The organism is Nocardioides daphniae (assembly GCF_004777465.1).
Classification (GTDB): Bacteria; Actinomycetota; Actinomycetes; order Propionibacteriales; family Nocardioidaceae; genus Nocardioides; species Nocardioides daphniae.
In genome coordinates this window covers 2,179,435-2,200,671 of record NZ_CP038462.1, presented here as the reverse complement: position 1 = coordinate 2,200,671, position 21,237 = coordinate 2,179,435, and the positions used below count along the sequence as shown (strand labels likewise).

Below are 21,237 nucleotides of genomic sequence, written 5' to 3'. Positions count from 1 at the left end.
GGGGGACGGGCTTGTCCACGCTAGCCCCGGGCTGGTGAGCCGCCCCCCGAGGTCACCGCGTCCGGTCGGCAGCGTCGACGGTGCGGTGCAGGAAGAACCAGGTGACCGCCCCGACGGTGACCATCCCTGCGCCGGTGGCGAGGGCGATGACGTGGGTCAGCACCACGTCCAGCACGAAGACGGTGGCCCCGACGGCCAACGTCGCACCGAGGGTGAGTGCGACCTGGGCCATCCGGTGGCCGACCGTCACCAGCGCCTCCTTGCGCTGCTCGCGGAAGAAGCGCCGGTGCAGCGCCACGGCGCCGAGCAGCACGGCGGTGGTGGCCGCGGCCAGCACGACCAGCACGAGGTAGAGGGCGAGCTGGGGCTCGTCGAGGTCGTCGAAGCGGGGGGTGAAGGGGAGGGTGAGCAGGAAGCCGCTCAGCAGCTGCACGCCCGTCTGCAGCACCCGGAACTCCTGCAGCAGCTCGTTCCAGTTGCGGTCCGCCCGCTCGGCGGCAGACTCGTCACGCCCGTCCTCGACCATCTTCGAGTGGTACCCCGACGCGACGACTGTGAAGCCTCGACGTCAGGGCTGGTCCGGTCCGGACCGCTCCAGCAGCACGTCGAGGAAGGGGACCTGACCACGCAGCAGCAGCTCGCGGGCGCGCGCGACGCTGACCCACGCGGCCCGGTCGACCTCCGGGAACTCCCTCACCCGGCCCGACCCGCGCGGCCACTCCAGCTCGAAGGTGTTGCTGCGGAAGTCGGCCAGGTCCAGGTCGGCCTCGACCGCGTACGCCTGCACCACCTTTCCACTCGGCTGTCGCAGGCTGCCCAGGTCGACGACCTGGCCGTCGGGGGCGGGCAGCCCGAGCTCCTCGGCGAACTCGCGCCGGGCAGCGACCAGCGGCTCCTCGTCCTCGGCGTGCTCGCCCTTCGGGATCGACCAGGCGCCGGCGTCCTTGCGCGCCCAGAACGGGCCACCGGGATGCACGAGGAGGACCTCGACGCCGTCGGCACCGGTGCGGTGCAGCAGCAGTCCGGCACTGCGGACGGGCATGGGACTCCTCAGGGCTCGGCGTGGCAGGAGGTCAGGGAGCCGGGGCTCCCCGCTGCCACGAGTCAAGCACCATCAGGGTCCTGGTGCCGATCACGTGGCCGTCGCGACGGATCAGGTCGATGAGCGAGTGCAGGTGGCGCAGGTTGGTGACCTTGAAGTGCACGATGGCGTCCGGGTCGCCGGCGACGGTGTAGATCGCGATGACCTCGGGGATCTCCTTGGCCGAGGCGGTGATCTCGGCGACCTTGGTGTTGCCGGCGAAGCGGAGCTCGGCGAACGCCTCGAAGGTGTTGCCCAGCCGGCTCTCGTCGACGACGGCGGTGTAGCCGACGATGACGCCCTGGGTCTCCAGCCGTTCGATGCGGCGGCGCACCGGGCTGGGGGAGAGGCCGACGAGGTCGGCGATCTCCCGCACGGTACGGCGACCGTCCTCGATGAGGAGGTCGAGGATCTGGCGGTCGGTGGCGTCGAGCTCGGCGACTGGCATGGGCAGGAATCTAGCCGCGGTGAAGCGGATCCGAGCGCAGAGGGGGCTTGGAGGGGGCGGAATCCGCCCATCGGCTGCCCGATGACGCCATTTAGTTGCCATCGCGTCGCGGGCGTTCGATCCTGTCCCTGCTGCAGCGAGATCGGAGACCCCCATGTCCGTGGACGCCCACCCCCCTGTCGAGTCCCATGACCTGACGCCCCACCTGACCGACGGGGCCTCCTCGCCGGCCGACCTGGAGGTGCTGCGGGAGATCTCCCAACGGGTGCTCTGGCTGTCCTCGGCGATCATCAACGTCGCCAACCGCGGCCGCGAGAACACCTCCGGCGTCAAGGTCGGCGGCCACCAGGCCTCCAGCGCCTCGATGATCGACATCATGGTGTCGCTGTGGTTCTCCGAGCTCACCCAGCACGACCGGGTCTCGGTGAAGCCGCACGCCTCGCCCGCGCTGCACGCGATCAACCACCTGCTCGGCGACCTCGACCCGAAGTACCTCACCACCCTGCGTGCCAAGGGCGGGCTCCAGTCCTACCCGAGCCGCCGCAAGGACCCCGACACCGTCGACTTCTCGACCGGTTCCGTCGGCATCGGCCCGACCGCCGCGCTGTGGGCGGCGATGTCGCACCGCTACGTGAAGTCCCGCTTCCCCGAGGCGCCGAAGGCCGGCCGCTTCATCTCCCTGCTGGGGGACGCCGAGCTCGACGAGGGCGCGATCTGGGAGGCCGTCGCCGACCCGGCCGTCGCCTGCCTGGGGGAGCTGCTCTGGATCGTCGACCTCAACCGCCAGTCGCTCGACCGCGTGGTCCCCGACATCCAGACCCAGCGCCTGCAGGGCATGTTCGAGGCCGCCGGCTGGCAGGTCATCACGCTCAAGTGGGGCTCCACGATCTCGCGTCTCTTCGACCTGCCCGGCGGGGACGAGCTGCGGACCCGGCTCGAGGAGATGCCCAACGAGGAGTACCAGCGGATGCTCCGCGTGGCTCCCGACGAGATCGCTGCCCGGATCGTGGGTGAGACCGGCTCGCAGGCCCTGCGCGACCTCCTGTCGGGCATCGACCCGGCGACGCTCGCCGTGGCCGTCCGCGACCTCGGTGGCCACGACATCGGCCTGCTCCTCGACGCCTACCGCACGGTCGACCCGGGCCGTCCGACGGTGATCTTCGCCTACACCGTCAAGGGCCGGGGCCTGCCCACCGAGGGCCACCCCAACAACCACTCCGCCCTCATCAGCGAGGCGCAGATGCTGGAGCTGGCCGCCGCCTCCGGCGTCGACCCCGAGGACCCGTGGGCACCGTTGCCAGCCGACTCCGCCGCCGCTGCCCTGTGCCGTGCGCGGGGTCAGGAGCTCACGCGCGACGCGGTCACGCCGACGCCGAAGATCTCCGTCCCGTCGGCCATGACCCGGGCCCACCGCGCCCCGATCTCCACCCAGGCCGCCCTCGGCCGCTTCCTGGCCGACCTGACCCGTGAGGCCCCCGAGGTGGCCGGTCGCGTGGTCACCTGCAGCCCCGACGTCGCCTCCTCGACCAACCTCGGCGGCTGGATCAACAAGACCGGCGTCTGGTCGGTCAACGACCGACGTGACTGGTTCGCCGACGACGCCGAGCGCGTCCTGAAGTGGGCCGAGGGCACGCACGGCCAGCACATCGAGCTGGGCATCGCCGAGGTCAACCTGGTCTGCCTGCTGGGCGAGCTGGGCGCCACCTGGTCGCGCTGGGGCGAGCGGCTCATCCCGATCGCCACCCTCTACGACCCCTTCATCCCACGCGCGCTGGAGCCGTGGTCGTACGGCATCTACTCCGGCGGCCAGTCGATCATCATCGGCACGCCGAGCGGCGTCACGCTGGCCCCCGAGGGTGGCGCCCACCAGTCGATCTACACCCCCTCGATCGGGCTCGAGCAGCCCGAGTGCATCGCCTGGGAGCCGGCCTTCGCCCAGGATCTCGAGTGGACGATGCTCGCCGCGATGGAGCAGGTCGGTGTGGAGGGCGGCACGTCGTCCTACTTCCGCCTCACAACCCGACCACTGCCCCAGGAGCTGGCCAACCTGCCCGAGGACCCCACCCTGCTGGAGCGCCGCCGCAGGCACGCGGTCGCCGGTGGCTACCGCCTCACCCACCACGACCCCGCCACCGAGCAGGTCACGCTGGTCGGCGTCGGCGCAATCATGCCCGAGGTCATCCGCGCCGCCGAGCTGCTCGGCGAGCAGGGGATCACTGCCGGCGTGGTCTGCCTGACCAGCCCCGACCTGGTCTTCCGCTCCTTCAACCGCCGCGGGAGCGTCGGCACCCGCAGCGAGGGCGACGACATCGTCGACGTGCTCTTCCCCGAGCAGCACCGCGCCCCGATCGTGACCGTCATGGACGGCCACCCGCACACGCTCTCCTACCTGGCCGGCGTGCGCGGCGACCGGATCCGGTGCCTGGGCGTCAGCGAGTTCGGCCAGTCCTCCAGCCTGGAGGACGCCTACGCGCTGCACGGCATCGACACCGCTGCGGTCGTCGACGCCGCGCTGGGGCTGCTCGGCCGCTGAGGCGGACGCCGCACCACCACGTGGAACGACCCCTCGGGCGGCTGCCCGAGGGGTCGTCGCGCATCACCGGTACGCCTGCCTCACCGCACCCGGATCCGCACGGTCCGTGAGGCACCCTTCGTGCGCGCGTCACCGGCGTACGTGACCTTCACCCGGTGCAGCCGCTTCCCCGTGAGCCGCACCTTCGCCGACGCCGAGCCCTGGTGCAGCCTCACCGTGGCCAGCACCTTGCCGCCGTCGGTGATCCGCACCCGCCCGCCCGGCACCAGGCCGGGGGCGTGCACACGGACCGTGACCCTGGTCGGCTCGCCGACCTTCACCGTGCTGGGTGCGGTGATCCGCAGCCGGGCCGGTGCCTTGGTGACGGTGACCGACGCCGTCGCCGAGCTCTCGCCGCTGCGCGGGCCACCGGCGTACGTCGCCCGCAGCGCCCGTCGACCGGCTGGCAGGTCGGTGACGGTGAAGACCGCCCTGCCGTCCTTCACCTGCGCCGTGCCCAGCGTGCGGGTGCCGTCGCGCAGCGTCACCGTGCCGGTGGTCGGGACGCCCGAACCGGCGCTCACCGACGCGGTCACCGTGAGGGCCTTGCCGGCACGCACGGTCCGCGGCGCCTCCAGCGTGGTGGTCGTGGCCAGGGTGCGGGCGAAGACGTCCCGCGCCGCGCCCAGGCGGAGGAAGACGGTCTCCCCGGTCGCGTCCTTGAGGCCGTCGTTGTCGGTGACGGCGTAGACCTGGCCGTCGGCGGCAATCGTGAGCCCCTCGAGCTTCTCCTGGGTCCACCCGCGGGTCGCGCGAAGGTCGGGGAGCACGTCGTACGCGAGCTCCTTGCGCAGCACCGGGAGGCCGGTCGGGTCACCGGCGGGGACGTCGACGGTGTAGATCCGCTTGACCCTCGCCCGGGGACCGTTGAGCTTGTCGCGCTCGATGACGGCGAGCGTGTCGGCGTCGACGGCGACGATCTCCGACAGGCCCATCCAGTCGCCACCGTCACGGCGCGGCGACTCCAGGCGGTAGCCGTACCAGTGCCAGGAGGCGTCGGCGACGTCGTAGCGACCCAGGCGGACGGTGTTCTCGCCCTCCAGCGGCTCGGTGGGTGACGCGCCGTCGGTCCACAGCGGGCGCTGCAACGCGACCCAGAGGTGCTCACCCTCGGCGTCGTGGGTCGTGGTCACGCCCTCGAGGCCCCACTTCCCGACCTTGCTGGTCACCTCGGCCGGGAGCGCGACGGTCTCGACGACCTCGCCAGCGGCGTTCGTACGCAGCACCTTGTTGTCGGCGCCCTTCGCGCCCTCGACGGCCAACCAGAAACCGCCGTCCGAGCGGGCGGCGAGCCCCTCGACGTCGATCGTGGCGGGCGCGCCACCGACGGTCACCGCGCGGGCGTCGGTGATGACGGCCGGGGTCCGGGTCACGTCGACGGTGTAGAGCTGGGCCACGCCGAGGGCGGCGTCGGAGGCCGCGTGGACCGTGCCCGGGCGGGTGACGTCGGCGGCCAGCGCGCCCAAAGCCGTCCAGCCGACGGGCTTGCCCTGGACGTCAGCCGACCGGATCGACGGGAAGGCGGCCTCGCCGGGCCCGCGCTCGTAGAGCTGGACCGCGGCCCGGACCCCGGCCGCGGCGTCGTCGGTCTCCGACGAGATCGCCAGGAGGTCGCGCGACTCGATGGCGAGCAGGCCCTCGGGGCCGTTGGTGGCGGGGAGTGCCTGCACGTAGCGCGGCGCGAGTGGGTCGGTCATGTCGTAGGCGAGCACCACGTTGGAGCGCTCCGAGCCGACGAAGGCGTAGCGCACACCGCCGAAGGTTCCGAGGGTCAGTCCCTCGGGCTCGGGGCCCTTCTTGCCGGCCCGGTCCTCGTTGTGCAGCCCCAGTCGCACGACCTCGTCGGCGAACGAGGCGCCGGCGTCCCAGACGGGCCTGCCCGTGGTGGTGTCGAAGACCGTCCAGCCGCGGGTGCCGCCCTTCCAGTCGCCCTCGTTGGCGGTGGCGACGTAGCGGTCGTCGATCCAGCCGATCGCGTCGGGCTCGCGGGGGACGTCGGTGATCGAGCCGCTCAGGTCGATCCTGCCGTCCTTCTTCGTGTCGAGGCCCGACACCGACGCGGTGCCCGCCGTGAAGGCGCTGGTCACTCGACGGGTGGGGAGGTCGACCAGGACGACGCCGTTGTTCTCCTGGAGCGTCACGGCCAGGACGTTGTCGCCGTTGATGGAGACGTACTCGGGCTCGGGGTCCTGCGGAGCGTCGAGCCCGGCGGAGGTCAGGGCGGGCAGCGCGCTGCCGTCGGGGTTCGTCAACGAGACCGGCGTCGCTGCCCAGGAGGAGGGGGCGCCCGTCAGGTCGACGACCTGGATGAAGCCGGCCGGCGCCTGGGGCAGGTCGCCCTTCGCTCCGCCGACCGGCCTGGCCTCCTCGTCGCGCTGGTTCTCCATCGCGATCGCGGCGTATGCCCCGTCCTTGCTGATCGCGATCGAGTCGGGCTGGCCTCCGAGGTCGATGCTGGCCACCCGGCGGCCGTCGCCCATCCGCACCACGTCGAGACGGCCGGAGGGAGCGGCGAAGTCGCCGCCGCTGGAGTCGACGACGACGAGCACGTGGTCGCGGTGGACCGCCACCGAGGTGGGCTGGTCGTCGGCGTGACCGAAGGTCGAGAGCGCCACGCTGCCCTGGCCCTCGGGGCGGGCAGGGTCGGTGATGTCCAGGAAGCCGATCCGCTTGCCCGGGGCGTCGGTGTAGACCAGCGTGTTGCCGTCCTCGGAGACCGCGGAGATCTCCGCGACGGTCTCGGAGGAGGCAGGCACGTCGGCGGGCAGGTTCTGGTGCACGGCGTAGGTGGCGGTGCGGTGGAAGGCCGTTGTGCCTGTGCCGGCGCCCGCGGTGGTGCCGGCGCCGGCGTCGGCACCCTGGGCCGCAGGCCGGTCACCGCCGGGGGAGCCGTGGGCGGTGGCGGAGGCCAGCGTCGGGACGAGCGACGAGGCGAGGGCCGCGGCGGCTACTCCGGCGAGGCCGCGACTGATGCGTCTGGACATGCTTCTCCTAGGTGAGGTGTCTGGAGCCACCGTCGGGGGTGCGGGTGTCCCGGTGGCATGACCCAGGTGAATGGGGGTGGTCGCTTCGGCGACGACGACGTGACGGGGCGCGTGGACGCGCCTGAGAGGATGGGCGACGTGTACGTGAAGATCTGCGGCCTGCGCACCGCCGAGCACGCCCGTGTCGCCGTCGAGGCGGGGGCGCAGGCGGTGGGCGTCGTGATGAACGCGACCAGCTCGCGCCGGGCCACCGATGACGAGGCCCGGGCGGTCCTGGCCGAGGCGGGCGGGCGGGTCGACACCGTCCTCGTGGTCAACGACATGCCTGCCGTCGAGGCGGCTCGCACGGCCGTGCGACTGGGCTTCGACGTGGTCCAGCTGCACGGTCCCGCCTACGACGAGGCCGACTTCGCCGCCGCCCTGGAGATCGTGCCGCGGGTGTGGCGGGCGACCTCCCTCGACCTCGACCCGCTGCTCGAGGTGGGGGCGCTGGGCGAGGAGGTGCTCCTCCTGGACGCGCCGAAGCCGGGCTCGGGGGAGCGGTGGGACCTCTCCGCCCTGGCCTCCCGGGCCCCAGACGGGCACTGGCTGGTCGCCGGTGGACTGACGCCCGACAACGTCGCCGAGGCCGTCGCGACCGTCCGTCCCTGGGGCGTCGACGTCTCCAGCGGCGTCGAGGTCGCGCCGGGGGAGAAGTCGTCAGAGCTGATCCGCGACTTCGTCGCCCGGGCGCTCGCCAACTGACGGCGCGCGACAGGCGCGGCGCCGGGCGACTCACATGGTGGGCGCGATCATCCCGATCATGTTGCCGTCGGGGTCGATGACGTAGCCCAGCCGCCCGACGCCCTCCATGTCGGTCAACCCCATGGCCTCGGTCGCGCCGGCGGCGAGCGCCTTGGCATGCAGGGCGTCGACGTCGTCGGTGCCGACCACCAGGTTGGCTCCGGCCACGGGTGCACCCGGCTCGGGGGCCGGCCCCTCGCGCTGCACCAGTCCGCCGTTGATCCCGAAGCCGGGCTCACCCTCGTTGCGGATCGAGCGCTCCCCGGTGTCGATCACCCAGTAGGGGGAGTCGCCGAACCGGCTGAAGGACCAGCCGAAGACGTCGCTGTAGAAGTCGATCAGCCGTTGGGGCTCGGAGGCGTGGATCTCGAAGTGGACGACCAGGCTCATGCCTCGACAGTAGGACGGTCGCCGGGCCTGCGGAATACCCCGTGTCAGGCACGTGGGGTGGGCTCTACCGCGGTCGCGGGGCGAGCGCCGGTAGGCCGACACCGTCGGCTCACCTGCCCACCAGAAGCGCCACGGCAGGTCGGCGGCCCGGCTGACCCCGACGCGCGGGCCGCTGAGCACCTCGGCTCTGACCTCGTCCGGGTCGGGAGTGAGCTGGAGACGGAGGCGTGGCCCTTCCAGGAGATGGCTCCCGGTGTCGTCCCCGGTGATGCCGAGGGCCTGTCCGAGGTTGCCGGGCCCGCGCGCCAGCGAGCGGTGGGCCACGTGGGCCCCGCGCCGCGTACGAGCGAGGAGCTCGCCGTCGACGACGCGCCCGGCGCGCAGCAGGACGGCGCTCGCGGCCCCGGGCGTCCCGGTCACGACGTTGAGGCACCAGTGCAGGCCGTGCGAGCGGTAGACGTAGGCGTGGCCGGCGGGGCCGAACATCACGGCGTTGCGCGGCGTCTCCCCGCGGTGCGCGTGCGAGGCCGGGTCGACGCGCCCTCGTACGCCTCGACCTCGGTGAGCACGAGCGTCACGTCGCCGTCGGGGCTGTGGCTGGTCAGCCGGCAGCCGAGGAGCTCCGGCGCCACCACGGGCGCGGGGCGGGCGAGGTCGACGACATGGTGCATGCAGCCATCCAAGCAACCCGCACCCAGCCGACCGACGGTAGGGTGTCGAACGTGCGTTCGAAGTCGAGGAGGCCCGACCCGGGTCAGGCGCCCCTGTGGGAGGGGCCGGCCGACGAGCCTGCGCGCCCTGCGCGAGCGCGACGCGCCGGGAGCGTCGAGCTGCGCGAGACGGTGGTCGAGGGCGACGAGTTCCTCAGCCGAGGGTGGGCGAGCGGCACGGTCCTGCACTACGAGCCCTCCCGTCGCGCCGACCGTGGCGCGCTGGCCGTCGTACGCCTGGGGGAGCGGCTGGTGGCCGGCGAGTTCGGCCTCGAGCGGGGCCGACCGGTGCTGCGCACCGACCTCGGTGCCCTCTGGCTCGGGCCGCACACCCACGTCGTCGGCGTGGTCAGGATCGCCGAGCCGCCGCTGCCGGGCATCCCCGGCAGCTGACCGGCGGCCCTCAGGTCGGGGTGATGACCTGCTGCCGGTACTGCCCGCGCAGCAGTCGAGGGCCAGGTGGTGGGCCTCCAGGTCCGGGGAGGCCACCGCGCCACCCGCGATCGCGACCCGGATGTCGTGGGCGTAGGCCGAGGCCGCGGTCATCGCGACGCAGGCCTCGGTCGAGACGCCGCCGATCACCGCCGCGTCGACAGAGTGGGCGGGCGAGCAGGTCGCCCAGGCCGGTGTCGTGGAAGGCGTCGTCGCGACGCTTCTCGACGATCGCGTCCGGCTCGAAGTCGAGTTCGTGGAGCCGCATCGCACCCTCGGTGCCGGCCAGCACGACCGGCTGGCCGTCCTCGCGCATGTTGAGCGCCCAGGTGGCCGGGTCGAGCGGGTTGACCGTCCGCACCTCAATGACGGGCAGTGACCGCTTGCGCGCCCAGGCGACCCACTCGTGGGCGGCCTCCACGACGCCGGCGCGCTGCGGCCGCATGGGCGGAGGGTTGAAGAAGTCTTCCTGGAGGTCGATGAGGATCAGGCACTGCATGGGCCCCACCCAATCAAGCCCCGCGGGCGGAGCGCCACCGGGGCCAGCCCTTCCCCGGGCCGACCGCAGCGTGTGGTTTGGCCTCCCCTCGAGGGGGTACCGCTCGACCATCGCCCATCACCCGGACATCCACCGGACCAACTCGGACACCCCGGCACCCCCGGGACACACGGAGGCACGAGCATGGACATGAGCAAGGCCGCAAGCCAGACCGCGGACGCCCTCGGCAAGGGACTCAAGGAGGCGAAGGACGCCCTCACCCCGGACGGCGAGACCATCCCGGGCCGCCCCGGCTCGGAACCGGCGACGGTCGAGGAGCCCACCGAGCCGCGCGAGCCGCTGCCCCCGAAGCCCGACCAGCGCGGGGCCGAGACGGTCACCGCGACCGGCGCCGCGACGGAGGCCCCCGACCGCGCCCGCGCCCAGCAGGGCGCCCACCTGACCACCTCGACCGGCACGCGCCTGCGCGACACCGACCACTCGCTCAAGGCCGGCAGCCGGGGCCCGACCCTGCTGCAGGACCACCACCTGCGCGAGAAGATCACCCACTTCGACCACGAGCGCATCCCCGAGCGCGTCGTCCACGCGCGCGGCGCCGCCGCCCACGGCTACTTCGAGGGCTACGGCACCGCCTCGGAGCTCACCGTCGCGAAGTTCCTGCAGGAGGGCGTGCGTACGCCGGTCTTCACCCGCTTCTCGACCGTCCTCGGTTCGCGGGGCTCGGCGGACACCGTGCGCGACACCCGCGGGTTCGCGACGAAGTTCTACACCGACGAGGGCACCTTCGACCTGGTGGGCAACAACATGCCGGTCTTCTTCATCCAGGACGGCATCAAGTTCCCCGACGTGATCCACGCCGGCAAGCCGCACCCCGACCGTGAGATCCCGCAGGCGCAGAGCGCCCACGACACCTTCTGGGACTTCGTCTCCCTGCACACGGAGGGCCAGCACCACGCCCTGTGGAACATGTCCGACCGGGGCATCCCGCGCTCCTACCGGATGATGGAGGGCTTCGGCGTCCACACCTTCCGCCTGGTCGACGCCGAGGGCGGCACGACGCTGGTGAAGTTCCACTGGAAGCCGGTCCTCGGCGTCCACTCCCTGGACTGGGAGGAGGCGCAGTTCATCAACGGCGTCGACCCCGACTTCCACCGCCGGGACCTGTACGACGCCATCGAGGCCGGCGCCTACCCGCAGTGGGAGCTGGGCATCCAGGTCTTCCCGGACAACGAGGAGCAGCAGTTCGAGGGCATCGACCTCCTCGACCCCACCAAGCTCGTCCCCGAGGAGCTCGCGCCGGTCCAGGCGATCGGGCGCCTGACGCTGGACGCGAACCCGAAGAACTTCTTCGCCGAGGTCGAGCAGGTCGCCTTCCACCCCGGCCACCTTCCCCCGGGCATCGACGTGACCAACGACCCGCTGCTCCAGGCGCGGCTCTTCTCCTACATCGACACCCAGCTCTCGCGGCTGGGCGGACCCAACTTCAACCAGATCCCGATCAACCGGCCGCACGCGCCGGTCAACGACATGCTGCGCGACGGCTTCCACCAGCACGCCGACCACGAGGGGGTCGCGCCCTACAAGCCCAACTCCCTCGACGGCGGGTGCCCGTTCATGGCCGGGACGATGGAGGCCACCTTCGCGGACGTGCCGGTGAGGGTGTCGGAGTCGACGAAGGTGCGGGAGAACCCCGCCTCCTTCGACGACCACTTCAGCCAGGCGCGGCTCTTCTGGCTGAGCATGTCGCCGGTGGAGAAGGAGCACATCATCCGGGCGTACACCTTCGAGCTCGGCAAGTGCTACGAGGACGCCATCAAGCAGCGTCAGCTCCAGTGCCTGGCCAACATCGACCCGGTGCTCTGCCAGGAGGTGGCCACTGGTCTCGGCCTCCCGGCGCCGGAGCCGACCGAGCCGCTTGCCGACGTCGCGCCCAGCCCGGCCCTCTCGCAGCTCAACGGCACCTGGCCGGCGGACGGGCGCATGATCGGCATCGTCGTCGACGACACCGTCGACGCCGGTGAGCTGCAGAGCATGCGCGCCGCGGTCTTCGGGGCCGGCATGGTGCCGCTGGTCGTGGCTCCCCACGGCGGCGAGGTCGCCGGCAGCACGGTGCAGCGTACGTTCGCGACCGCGCGCTCGGTCGAGTTCGACGCCCTGGTGCTCGCCGCGGCTCCCGTGCCGGCTCCTGACGCGGTGCCGGCGCGCGACGCCAAGGCGGGCGCCCCGGGCGGCGGGGCGCTCGACCCCCGGGTGTCGCTGATGATCGACGAGTGCTGGCGCCACGCCAAGGCGATCGGTGCCTGGGGCGCCGGTGTCGCCGCCCTCGGCGAGGCCGACCCGTCCGCCGCCACGCCCGGCGTGGTGCGCGGTGACGGACCCGACGAGGTCTTCGCCGAGTTGCAGACCCTGCTCGGCCAGCACCGGGTCTGGGACCGCTTCCCGCCGAGCGTGGCCTGACCCGCCATGCGTGACGCCGTTCTGGCCGTGGCCAGGCTGGGTGGTGGGGTCCTCTCGGGCGCCACCGCCGGCCTGGCCGCGCTGCGGAGCCGGGCCAAGCCCCTCCACCCCCGGGGCGAGGTCTGGCAGGGCCGCCTCGTCCGGAGCGGCAACCCGGCCTCGGCCACGGGCGTCGTCTGGCTGGACGAGCCGGGCGAGGACGCGGTCCTCGTCCGGCTCTCCGCCGCCATCGGGCTGCCGTCCTTGACGTGGGACATCGCCGGCCTGGCGATCCGCCTGTCGGACGAGGGGGACGCCGACGTCCTCCTCGCCACCACCGGAGCAGGTCCCCTCACCCGCTTCGTCCTGCTGCCGACGCTGGCCGCCCACCAGAGCGGACTGACGACGTTGCTTCCCTACCGCACCCCGGTGGGTCCGTTGTTCCTGCGGGCAGTGCCCGAGGGTGGCAGCGGATCCGAGACCAGCACCCGCTACACGCTGGCGTACGCCCGGGGCCTGCGCGGCTGGGTCGACTTCGCCCACCTGGAGCTGGTGCAGCGCTCTGAGGCGCACGTCTCCTTCGACCCGGTCCTGTCCTCCCCGCCCGGGCTCGGGATCTACCCCTGGGTGGCCCTCCTGCGGGCCCCTGCCTACGCCCGCGCCCGCAGGAGCCGCGGGGACTCCGCGAGGCACGAGGGTGCTGGGCCCTGAGAGCTCCGAGGCATGAGCGTTCCGAGGCATGAGGGTGCCGGAGCGCGGGTAGGAAGCCGTCAGTCGCACGCAGCGCCCCGATGAACAGAGGAACAGCCATGAGTGATGTCGTCGACTGATCATGAAGGACCACCGCGAGTTCGAGCGGATGCTCGCCCAGATGGAGTCCGACCCCACCAGCCGGGCGACGGTGCTGCCGGTCTTCGCCACGCTGCTCACCGCGCACAGCCGCGCCGAGGAGAACGAGGTCTACCCGGCGGCCTCCGCGGCCGACGGCGCCGACGACGTGGCGCACAGCCAGGAGGAGCACGTCGAGGCCGACCGCCTGGTCGAGCGCCTGCAGGCGTGCGACCCCGACAGCGCCGAGTTCGCCGAGCTGCTGGCCGAGGTCGCCGAGGCCGTCACCCACCCCTCGAGGAGGAGGAGGAGACGGTCCTGCCGCACCTGCGTGAGCGGCTCGACGACGACCGCCTCCAGGAACTGGGCGAGGCGTTCCTGACGTCCCGCGAGGAGCATCTGGGCGCCGGACCGGGCGACATCACCCGTGCCGAGGTCCAGCAGCAGGCCCGCAACATGGAGCTCGAGGGCACCTCCGGGATGACCAAGGACGAGCTCCAGCGCAAGCTGCTCGCGGAGGCCGAGTCAGAGGAGTGAGCTGAGCACGAACGGGCGCGGCGCCCGGGCTTCAGAGCCCGGGCGCCGCGCCCGTTCGTTCGTTCGAGTGTGTGGCTACGAGCCGCTGTCGGCCGCAGTCGCCTCGGTGTCCCACCCGCGGGGGAGAGCCTTGTGGGTGCCGTCGCACCAGGGCGCCAACCGGGATCGCTCGCACCGGCAGACGGCGACGACGGGACGACGTACGGGGTGCTCCTCGCCGTCGGCGTCGGGCCACGACGAGGCGCCACGCACCAGCAGCGGCCCGTGGGGGCAGACGGTCGTACGCACGTCCTCGCCCGCGCTCATGCCGCGCCCTCCGCGTCGAGGTCGAGGCCCCAGGTGCGCAGCAGGTGCAACCCGGAGAGGTGGTCGACGGCCAGGCAGGCCGCCGCCCCGAAGACGATGTCGGAGGCCAGCGCGGGCTCCGCGGTGACGGCGCGGCCACAGATGTCGCGCAGGGCGATCTGCTCGTGCACCGCGTCGGCCTCCACGTGCTCGTCGAAGTAGGCGGCAGCCGCCTCGGGCAGCCCCAGGCGTCGTACGCCGCCGGCGATGCGCCGGCACGGCATCGTGCTGGTGGCCTCGAAGGCAGCCAGGTGGCCCAGGCTCGCGCCGCGCAGGCGACGGTGCAGGGAGAAGAGCGACATGGTGTTGTTGACCGCGAGGGTCGCCGCGTCGACCTCGTCGATGTAGACGCCGTAGGTCGGATCCAGGTCACAGGCCTTCAACGCCTCGGCGAAGAGCGTCTGGTGCAGCATCTCGGTGCGACCGGCACCGAACTCGTCGTACTGCAGCTCGGAGACCGCGACTTTCACGTCACCAGGCACCCGGGCGACCACGAAGGTCTGGGGGTCCGACTCCTTGAGGTGGTAGATGCTCCGCAGGCGCATGAAGTGCGTGAACTGGTCGAGGTCGGCGCGGCGCTGGAGGTGCTGGGCCAGCCCAGAGGAGGGCGCCGCCTCGATGATCTCCTCCAGCAGCTCGACCAGCGCGTCACTGCCCTCGGGCACCGAGGTGACCGACGGGACGAGGGGGGCGGCCAGCGAGCGGAGCGCAGCCTCGAAGGGCGCCTCGAGCTCGGCACGGAAGGCGAGCACCTCGGGGTTCCACTCCCAGGCGTCGTCGACGTCGTCGAAGCCCGCGTAGTGCAGCTCGTAGAGCGTCCACAGGGCGAGCTGGAGGTCGCGGTCCAGGAGGGGGTCTCGTGTGGTGACCGCGGGCGCGGGGCCCGGGTCCTCCCCGGTGAGCGTGAGGCTGACCCAGGTGCTCAGGGGCCCGCACGGTCGGGGTGTCTTCATGAAGGTGCTCCTCTGGTGCAAGTGGTGGCGGGGAGTACGGCGAACGGTCAGGCAGAGCGGATCAGGACAGCAGGCGGGTGCCCGGCTCGGGGCGGCGCAGCAGGACCACGACGCCGCGGTCCTCGAAGGAGCGGAGCCCACGCACCCGCAGGTGCGGGGGACCGGACTGCTCGAGCCACTCCTCCAGGGCCGCGACCTGGTTGAACGTGCCGAGCTGGAGCAGCACGGCGCCGTCGGGGTGCAGGCAGGCGTCCACGGCGTGGAGGCACTGGCGGGCCACCGCGAGGCCGTCGTCGCCGCCGTCGATCGCCAGCAGCGGGTCCTCGGGGAAGCGCGTCACCTCCTGCGACTTCACCCACGGGGGGTCGACGATGGCCAGCGGGAACGTCTCGCCCGGTGCCACGGCGTCCTGGGCCAGGGCGGTGCGCACCTCGACCCGGTCGGCCAGGCCGGCAGCGTCGGCGTTTCTTGACCGCGTACGAGGCGGCGACCGGGTCGGCGTCGACCAGCACCCGTCGCGGTCGGTAAGGGCCAGGGCGAGCAGGCCGATGTGGCCGGCGCCGGTGCAGATCTCCAGCACGGGGCCCTCGGGCAGCTCAGCCAGCAGCTCGACCGCCCACGACGACTGGATCTGGGTCCAGGGCCGCGGGGTGAGCACGCGTCCGTCGTAGGAGATCGTCAACGGCCCGAAGTCCATGGACACCGGCGACGCGGCGGACGCGTCGTCGGCCACGGGGGCAGCGGCGGTCTCGGGGGAGGTCGACGCGGGGATCACGTCGGGGCGCAGCGTCATGGTCACTCCAGGAGATAAGGGGACCCCCCAGTACCCGCGACCAGTCGGTCTGACACCTCGCCGCGGGCAACTGGTTGCACCGGGTATGGAACGCGACCGGCTGGGCACAGTGGCGTCGTCCGTCGACACGCGTGGAGGTGCGTGAGGTGCCGCTCGATCCCAGCCACAACCCCAGCGACAAGCCCAGTGAGAAGCCCGGCGAGGACCGGGCTCCCGGTCCGCTGCCCGGGGAGACCCCGCTCACCGTCTCGCCGTGGCTCGACCGGACCGTCCCCACGTTCGACGACCCGCTGCCCGCGCCCGGCACGGTCGACGTGCTCGTCGTCGGCGCGGGCATCACCGGCCTGGCCACGGCACTGCTGCTGGCCCGGGCCGGTCGCCGCGTGACCGTGGTGGAGGCGGGGCGTGTCTCCGCCCTGACCACGGGACGCTCGACCGGCAAGGTCAGCCTGCTCCAGGGCACGGTGCTCTCCTCCATGGGGCGGCACTGGAAGTCGGAGACGCTGCGCGCGTACGTCCGTGCCAACGAGACCGCCCAGCACTGGCTGCTCGGTGAGCTCGAGGCGACCGGCACCTCCCACCAGCGGCGTCGCGCGGTGACCTTCGCCGAGACCCCGCAGCAGGCCTCGTCGGTCCGCGAGGAGTACGAGGCAGCACGCGCCGCCGGCCTGCCCGTGCGGCTGACCGACGACCTGGTGACTCCCTTCCCGAGCCAGGTCAGCGTGACCCTCGACGACCAGCTCCAGATCGACCCGGCTGCGCTCGTGCTGGCCTGGGCCCGCGAGCTGGGGCAGCTCGGGGTCACGGTGCACGAGGGATGCAGGGTGCGGTCGGTCTCCCTGCTCGGCAGCCCCCGGGTGGAGCTTGCCGACGGGACGACCATCGCGGCGGAGACCGTCGTCCTGGCCACCGGTGCATCCATCGCCGACCGCGCGCTGCACTTCTCGCGCGTCGAGCCGCACCGCTCGTACGGTGTCGCGCTCACTGCCCCCTCGGGCCTCGCCGACACCCTCGACCACGGCATGTTCGTGTCGGCCGGCTCGCCCAACCACTCCGTGCGCGACGTCGCGGCAGACCCCTCGCGGGGCACGGCGCAAGAGCTGCTGATGGTGATCGGGGAGGGCAACGTGCCCGGTCGCGGCGGGTCGGTGCAGCAGCGGTTCGAGGCCCTCCGGGGGTGGAGCCAGCGCTGGTTCGGCGACCTGACCGTGACGCACGCGTGGGGTGCCCAGGACTACCAGCCGTGGACCGGACTTCCCGTGGTCGGCGCCCTGCCGGGCAGCGACGACAAGATCTGGGCCGCCACCGGCTTCAAACAAGGGGGACTGAGCAACGGCGTCGCCGCGGCGCTGACCGTCGCCGGTGCGCTGACGGGCAAGACCTCCGACCCGCTGCCACACAGTGGCCTGCGTGAGGTCTGGGGGAGGGCGCCCTCGCTGGCCCGCCTCAACGCGATGGTGGCCGGGGAGATGGCGGTGCGCCACCTCTCCACCCTCAAGGCGCCCGTCGACGAGGCTGGGCACCTGATGGTCTGCACGCACCTCGGCGGGCCGCTGTCGTGGAACGACGCCGAGTCGTCGTGGGACTGCCCCCTGCACGGCTCCCGGTTCGACACCGACGGAGAGGTCATCGAGGGGCCGGCGACCCGTCCGCTGAGGCGGGCGCCCGGGCCGGTCTGCGCCGCCCTGCGTCGCGTGGGTACCCGTTCTCCCGAGAAGTAGCCCGGTGGTCTTTCCACCAGAGGGCTGGCATGGTGGAGGGAGGGGTGCCGCGTGGCGGCACCTGCACGTGCCTGATCACCGCACTGCACCGTGGATCGCGAGGTGTCACCATGCAGCACGACCCAGCTTTTCCCTCCACCCAGCTCGACGGGGTCCACCCCGTCCCGACCACGACGTCGGACCCCATGCCGCGCGAGGCCCGCATGGACCTCGTGGCCGAGCTCTTCACCCGCGCCGAGTCGACGACCGGCGCCGAACGTCACGACCTCCTCGAGGAGATCGTCCTGCTCAACCAGTGCGTGGCCGAGTCGATCGCCATGCGTTACGCCGGTCGCGGCATCGCGCCGGAGGACCTGCGCCAGGTCGCCTACGAGGCACTGATCAAGGCGGTACGCCGCTTCGACCCGTCGCTCGACCGCGACCTGCTCAGCTACGCCGTCCCCACCATCCGTGGCGAGATCCGTCGCCACTTCCGCGACCACGGCTGGTCTGTCCGCCCGCCCCGCCGGATCCAGGAGGTCCAGGCCCAGGTGACCCGGGCGACGGACGAGCTGGCCAAGGAGCACGGGCGCGACGCGACCGTCGACGAGGTGCTCGACGAGGTCGGCATCAGCCAGAAGGAGTACGACCAGGCCGTGCAGGCGTACGGCTCGTTCCGCGCCGCCTCCTTGGACCAGCCCCGCGGTGCCGACGGGAGCAGCACCTGGGCCGACCTGGTCGCCGACGACCCGCACACCGACGAGACCGAGGCGCGCCTCACGCTGGCGCCGGTCGTGCGCAACCTGCCACTGCGCGACCGCCGCATCCTCTACCTGCGCTTCTACGAGGACATGACCCAGGCCGAGATCGGCCGCGAGCTGGGCGTGACCCAGACCCAGGTCTCGCGGCTGCTGACCGGCATCTACGACAAGGTCCGTGCCGAGGTGGGCGACGTCTCCTGACGTGCCTCACTTGCCTCACCTGCCTCACCTGTCTCACGTGGTGACGTGGGGCAGTGCCGCCTGCGTCAGCACCTGGGCGGCCACCGAGTCCTCGCCGGTCACGACCGTGAGGTCCACCTGTGAGGACGACGCCCGCTCGAGGTAGTCGAAGAGGGTGCGGACCACGTGGCCGGGCATCCGGGTGACTCCGGAGAGGTCCACCGTGGCCGAGCGGGTGCATGAGCAGGTGACCTCGTGGAGGGCCTCGCGGAACTCCACGTCGTCCGTGGCTGTGACCGCGCCGCTGACCCGCAGGGTGTCGGAGCGCAGCTCGCTCGTCATGGCTGTCCCCGCTGCGCCGGTGGGAGTCCCGTTGGTGCGCGCCTGCGCAACCGAGCGCATCAGGGGGACGGTGCGTCCCACGGGCTGGCGCAGCACCACCACGGTCCCGTGGTCGTCATGGAAGAGACGGAGGTGGTCGACCAGGCCGCCGGCGACCACGAGACCGTGCTCGTGCGCGCTGCCACGAGGCTGCCAGCCGGACGCGTCGTGGATCCGGATCTCGACCACCCCTTCGTCGGTGAGGGTGCCAGTGACCTCGAGGCCGGCGCGGACCGTCTCGGGGTGCGAGTCGACGACGCTGCTCACGATGGTACTGACCGCCTGCTGCAGCGTGACGTGGTCGACCAGGCTGACCCCGAGGTCGTCCAGCCAGGTCGAGAGAGCGGCGGTGCACCGCTGCGGCTCGCCAGGGGCGAGGTCGCCGCCGAAGTGGAAGTCGTCGATGGGGGCACACCGCTGCGCCACCACCATGGCCACGTCCTCCACGAAGCCGGCGGGCCGCTGCATGGTCCTCAGCAGGCGGTCGGCCAGGGCGTCCTGGTCGGTGTAGCAGTCAGGCTCGAGGGCCCCGGGGGCCTCCTCGAGGCGGGTGATGCCGTCACGGACGAGACCGTCGGAGGCGGTCAACAGCCCGTTGGTGAAGAGGAGGAGGGTGTCACCGACCTCGAGGCGGAAGGAGTCGGTGCTGGCGACACCCCCGGTCCCCAGGGGCCGGCTGGGGGAGAGAAGGTAGCTCAACGTCTGACCGGAGTCGGTGAGGCGCAGCGGTGCCGGGTGGCCGGCGATCCCCACCTCCGTCACGCCGTTGGCCGGGTCGACCACCGCGACCGCCATCGTGGCCCCGGGGCCGAAGGGCGTACGCCGCGCGTAGCGGTCGACGGCCGCCAGGGCGGCTCGCACGTTGGCGCCGTCCTCGAGGCGGGCGTACAGCACGGCCAGGAGTCGGGCGGTCGTGGTGGCCGCGACCGCTCCGCCGCCGGACGCCTCGGTGACCGCGAGCGCGATGCGGCCGTCAGGCAGGTGGGTGGCCTTGAGGCCGCTGCCACTGTGTTCGCGGTCGTGGCCCCCCAGGACATACCTGCCGGAGACGCAGAGGGAGGGGAAGAGGCCAAGGGTCGAGGGCAGAAGGGCTTCCAATGACTCCAGACCTTCGTCCATCGTCGTCCTCCCTTCGCGTGCTTGCTGAAGCTGCTGGGGCCCTGAGAGGTGTCGGTACCCCGTCTGGCGTATGAGACACGCGTTCGGACGTCACGCTCCCACGGATCCGTCGGCGACACGCGGAGGTGGCCACCACATGACACGACAACTTGTGACCGCCGGCCGGCACACGGTGCCGGAGCGACCGCGCCGAGGGCCGCAGAAAGGGAAAGGCCCCGACCGCAGGAGCGGTCGGGGCCTTTCGGAGACGACGTCAGATGGCGCGGACGTTCTCAGCCTGGGGACCCTTGGGGCCCTGGGCGAGGTCGAACTCGACCTTCTGGTTCTCGTCGAGCGACTTGTAGCCGTTGGTCTGGATCGCGGAGTAGTGGACGAAGACGTCCTCGCCGCCGCCGTCCTGAGCGATGAAGCCGAAGCCCTTCTCAGCGTTGAACCACTTGACGGTGCCCTGAGCCATGATCTTTTCCTTCTTGTTCGGTGCTGGGGACACTGTGCCCGCCAGCCGCTGAAGAACATCGAACCGTGCTGATGTTCAGCGAACCGAAAACCAGGAGTACGAAATACGAGCCGCGCGTCTTCCGCGGCCAGGGCGACCGGGGTCGCCCCTTCAACACCTACGACCCTAGCGGGTGTCCGGGCGTTTTGGCTCTTCGGCGTCACAGTTTTTTCCTGCGTCTCCTTCTCCGGCGTGGCGCGAGGGCCCGGCGACGTCAGTCTGCGAGCGCTGCGGCCCGTGTCGTGCGCCGGGTCCCGACGGTGTGCAGGAGCGCCCCGACCACGACCCAGGTGCCGAGGGTGGGGCCGCCGTCAGGCCGCCCGCACCGTCGAAGTAGGCGGTCGACCGGACCAGGCTCCCGGCGGCGCCGGGCGGCAGGGCCTGCCCGAGCTCGCCGAGGCCGCTGGGCAGCCAGTCGCCGGTGGTGGCGATGCCGGCCAAGGGGTTGCCGAGGAACATCATCGTCATCGCGTCGAGGGTGAATCCCTTCGCGCCGAAGAGCTGCTGCAGGTCAGTGAGCGGGACGGCGAGGGCGGCGATGCCCAGCCCCATGGCTCCGGCCACGGGCCAGAGCGCCTCCTCGATGCTCCCGAAGAGGAATCGCAGGACGGCCGCGACCACGACGCCACCCAGGGCGGCGAAGGAGACCAGTCCGGCGAGCTTCCACCGGTCGCGGCCCGGGAAGGCCGCTCGGAAGGCGACCGCCGGGACGATGCCGCCGAAGACCAGCGGGAAGGCCAGGCCGCCGATGCCGATGCCCGGGGGGCCTCCTCCGGGAGCGGCACGAGGTCGGTGACCGTCGCCGTGGT

Annotated in this window: 20 protein-coding genes and 1 pseudogene; 8 read left to right on the top strand and 13 right to left on the bottom strand. The window is 72.4% G+C overall.

The annotated features are described in order from the left end of the window. Positions 1-52: 52 nt before the first annotated feature. The 3 genes from E2C04_RS10765 to E2C04_RS10755 are packed head-to-tail and all read right to left on the bottom strand — an operon-like array spanning position 53 to position 1,529. Positions 53-526, bottom strand: a complete 474-nt coding sequence (locus tag E2C04_RS10765) for a DUF6328 family protein (protein WP_135832579.1) — start codon at positions 524-526, stop codon at positions 53-55. A gap of 42 nt (positions 527-568) precedes the next feature. Continuing rightward, positions 569-1,042, bottom strand: a complete 474-nt coding sequence (locus E2C04_RS10760; protein WP_135832578.1) for an NUDIX hydrolase — start codon at positions 1,040-1,042, stop codon at positions 569-571. 31 nt (positions 1,043-1,073) lie between these two features. After that, the gene (locus tag E2C04_RS10755; protein WP_135832577.1) at positions 1,074-1,529 is read right to left on the bottom strand and encodes an Lrp/AsnC family transcriptional regulator; all 456 of its coding nucleotides are present in this window, start codon (positions 1,527-1,529) and stop codon (positions 1,074-1,076) included. Positions 1,530-1,689: 160 nt separating this feature from the next. Between E2C04_RS10755 and E2C04_RS10750 the strand changes: the two genes are divergently transcribed. Then, positions 1,690-4,062: a transketolase-like TK C-terminal-containing protein gene (locus tag E2C04_RS10750; RefSeq protein WP_238694248.1), complete on the top strand. Its 2,373-nt coding sequence runs from the start codon at positions 1,690-1,692 to the stop codon at positions 4,060-4,062. An 80-nt stretch (positions 4,063-4,142) separates the two neighbouring features. On the opposite strand, the gene E2C04_RS10745 is transcribed toward E2C04_RS10750, so the two are convergent. Then, positions 4,143-7,085: an esterase-like activity of phytase family protein gene (locus tag E2C04_RS10745; RefSeq protein WP_135832575.1), complete on the bottom strand. Its 2,943-nt coding sequence runs from the start codon at positions 7,083-7,085 to the stop codon at positions 4,143-4,145. Positions 7,086-7,142: 57 nt separating this feature from the next. On the opposite strand from E2C04_RS10745, the gene E2C04_RS10740 reads away from it, so the two are divergent. Then, positions 7,143-7,829 carry a phosphoribosylanthranilate isomerase gene (locus E2C04_RS10740; RefSeq protein WP_202977758.1) on the top strand — a complete coding sequence of 229 codons (687 nt, stop codon included), beginning with the start codon at positions 7,143-7,145 and terminating at the stop codon, positions 7,827-7,829. Positions 7,830-7,859: 30 nt separating this feature from the next. Here the strand turns inward: E2C04_RS10740 and E2C04_RS21475 are convergent, their stop codons facing one another. Continuing rightward, a complete protein-coding gene (locus E2C04_RS21475; protein ID WP_338088747.1) occupies positions 7,860-8,744 on the bottom strand; it encodes a DNA-3-methyladenine glycosylase in 885 nt (294 codons plus the stop codon). Beyond that, a complete protein-coding gene (locus E2C04_RS21470) occupies positions 8,744-8,929 on the bottom strand; it encodes a DNA-3-methyladenine glycosylase (protein ID WP_338088746.1) in 186 nt (61 codons plus the stop codon). Before E2C04_RS21470 ends, E2C04_RS21475 begins: the two co-directional genes overlap by 1 nt. Before the next feature lie 51 nt (positions 8,930-8,980). Here E2C04_RS21470 and E2C04_RS18095 point away from each other — a divergent pair, with 51 nt between their 5' ends. After that, a complete protein-coding gene (locus E2C04_RS18095) occupies positions 8,981-9,361 on the top strand; it encodes a hypothetical protein (protein WP_170213472.1) in 381 nt (126 codons plus the stop codon). A gap of 220 nt (positions 9,362-9,581) precedes the next feature. Here E2C04_RS18095 and E2C04_RS22030 read toward each other — a convergent pair. Then, a pseudogene (locus E2C04_RS22030) lies at positions 9,582-9,899 on the bottom strand (cysteine hydrolase family protein); the annotation flags it as partial. 189 nt (positions 9,900-10,088) lie between these two features. On the opposite strand from E2C04_RS22030, the gene E2C04_RS10720 reads away from it, so the two are divergent. The 3 genes from E2C04_RS10720 to E2C04_RS10710 all read left to right on the top strand — a co-directional run bounded on the left by E2C04_RS10720 (position 10,089) and on the right by E2C04_RS10710 (position 13,545). Beyond that, complete coding sequence (locus E2C04_RS10720) at positions 10,089-12,356, top strand: catalase (RefSeq protein WP_158630669.1); 2,268 nt, start codon at positions 10,089-10,091, stop codon at positions 12,354-12,356. A 6-nt stretch (positions 12,357-12,362) separates the two neighbouring features. After that, positions 12,363-13,046 carry a hypothetical protein gene (locus E2C04_RS10715; RefSeq protein ID WP_202977757.1) on the top strand — a complete coding sequence of 228 codons (684 nt, stop codon included), beginning with the start codon at positions 12,363-12,365 and terminating at the stop codon, positions 13,044-13,046. A gap of 121 nt (positions 13,047-13,167) precedes the next feature. Further along, positions 13,168-13,545 carry a hemerythrin domain-containing protein gene (locus E2C04_RS10710; RefSeq protein ID WP_238694247.1) on the top strand — a complete coding sequence of 126 codons (378 nt, stop codon included), beginning with the start codon at positions 13,168-13,170 and terminating at the stop codon, positions 13,543-13,545. 230 nt (positions 13,546-13,775) lie between these two features. Here the strand turns inward: E2C04_RS10710 and E2C04_RS10705 are convergent, their stop codons facing one another. From E2C04_RS10705 to E2C04_RS10695, 3 genes are all read right to left on the bottom strand, one after another. After that, complete coding sequence (locus E2C04_RS10705) at positions 13,776-14,006, bottom strand: CDGSH iron-sulfur domain-containing protein (protein ID WP_135832572.1); 231 nt, start codon at positions 14,004-14,006, stop codon at positions 13,776-13,778. After that, positions 14,003-14,998 carry an iron-containing redox enzyme family protein gene (locus tag E2C04_RS10700; RefSeq protein ID WP_135832571.1) on the bottom strand — a complete coding sequence of 332 codons (996 nt, stop codon included), beginning with the start codon at positions 14,996-14,998 and terminating at the stop codon, positions 14,003-14,005. The genes E2C04_RS10705 and E2C04_RS10700 overlap by 4 nt, the downstream gene beginning before the upstream one ends. A gap of 61 nt (positions 14,999-15,059) precedes the next feature. Beyond that, on the bottom strand, positions 15,060-15,791 hold the full coding sequence (locus E2C04_RS10695) for a class I SAM-dependent methyltransferase (RefSeq protein ID WP_202977756.1): 732 nt from the start codon (positions 15,789-15,791) through the stop codon (positions 15,060-15,062). 146 nt (positions 15,792-15,937) lie between these two features. Here E2C04_RS10695 and E2C04_RS10690 point away from each other — a divergent pair, with 146 nt between their 5' ends. Together E2C04_RS10690 and E2C04_RS10685 are read left to right on the top strand one after the other, a co-directional pair. Then, positions 15,938-17,512, top strand: a complete 1,575-nt coding sequence (locus E2C04_RS10690) for an FAD-dependent oxidoreductase (RefSeq protein WP_158630668.1) — start codon at positions 15,938-15,940, stop codon at positions 17,510-17,512. A gap of 110 nt (positions 17,513-17,622) precedes the next feature. After that, a complete protein-coding gene (locus E2C04_RS10685; protein ID WP_229721705.1) occupies positions 17,623-18,453 on the top strand; it encodes a sigma-70 family RNA polymerase sigma factor in 831 nt (276 codons plus the stop codon). 33 nt (positions 18,454-18,486) lie between these two features. Here E2C04_RS10685 and E2C04_RS10680 read toward each other — a convergent pair whose 3' ends face one another. The 3 genes from E2C04_RS10680 to E2C04_RS10670 form a co-directional block, all read right to left on the bottom strand. Next, the gene (locus E2C04_RS10680) at positions 18,487-19,911 is read right to left on the bottom strand and encodes a PP2C family protein-serine/threonine phosphatase (protein ID WP_158630667.1); all 1,425 of its coding nucleotides are present in this window, start codon (positions 19,909-19,911) and stop codon (positions 18,487-18,489) included. Between the two features lie 274 nt (positions 19,912-20,185). Next, positions 20,186-20,389, bottom strand: coding sequence for a cold-shock protein (locus E2C04_RS10675; RefSeq protein ID WP_135832568.1), 204 nt, complete (start codon positions 20,387-20,389; stop codon positions 20,186-20,188). Between the two features lie 165 nt (positions 20,390-20,554). Beyond that, positions 20,555-21,049 carry a hypothetical protein gene (locus E2C04_RS10670; protein WP_135832567.1) on the bottom strand — a complete coding sequence of 165 codons (495 nt, stop codon included), beginning with the start codon at positions 21,047-21,049 and terminating at the stop codon, positions 20,555-20,557. Positions 21,050-21,237 lie beyond the last annotated feature (188 nt).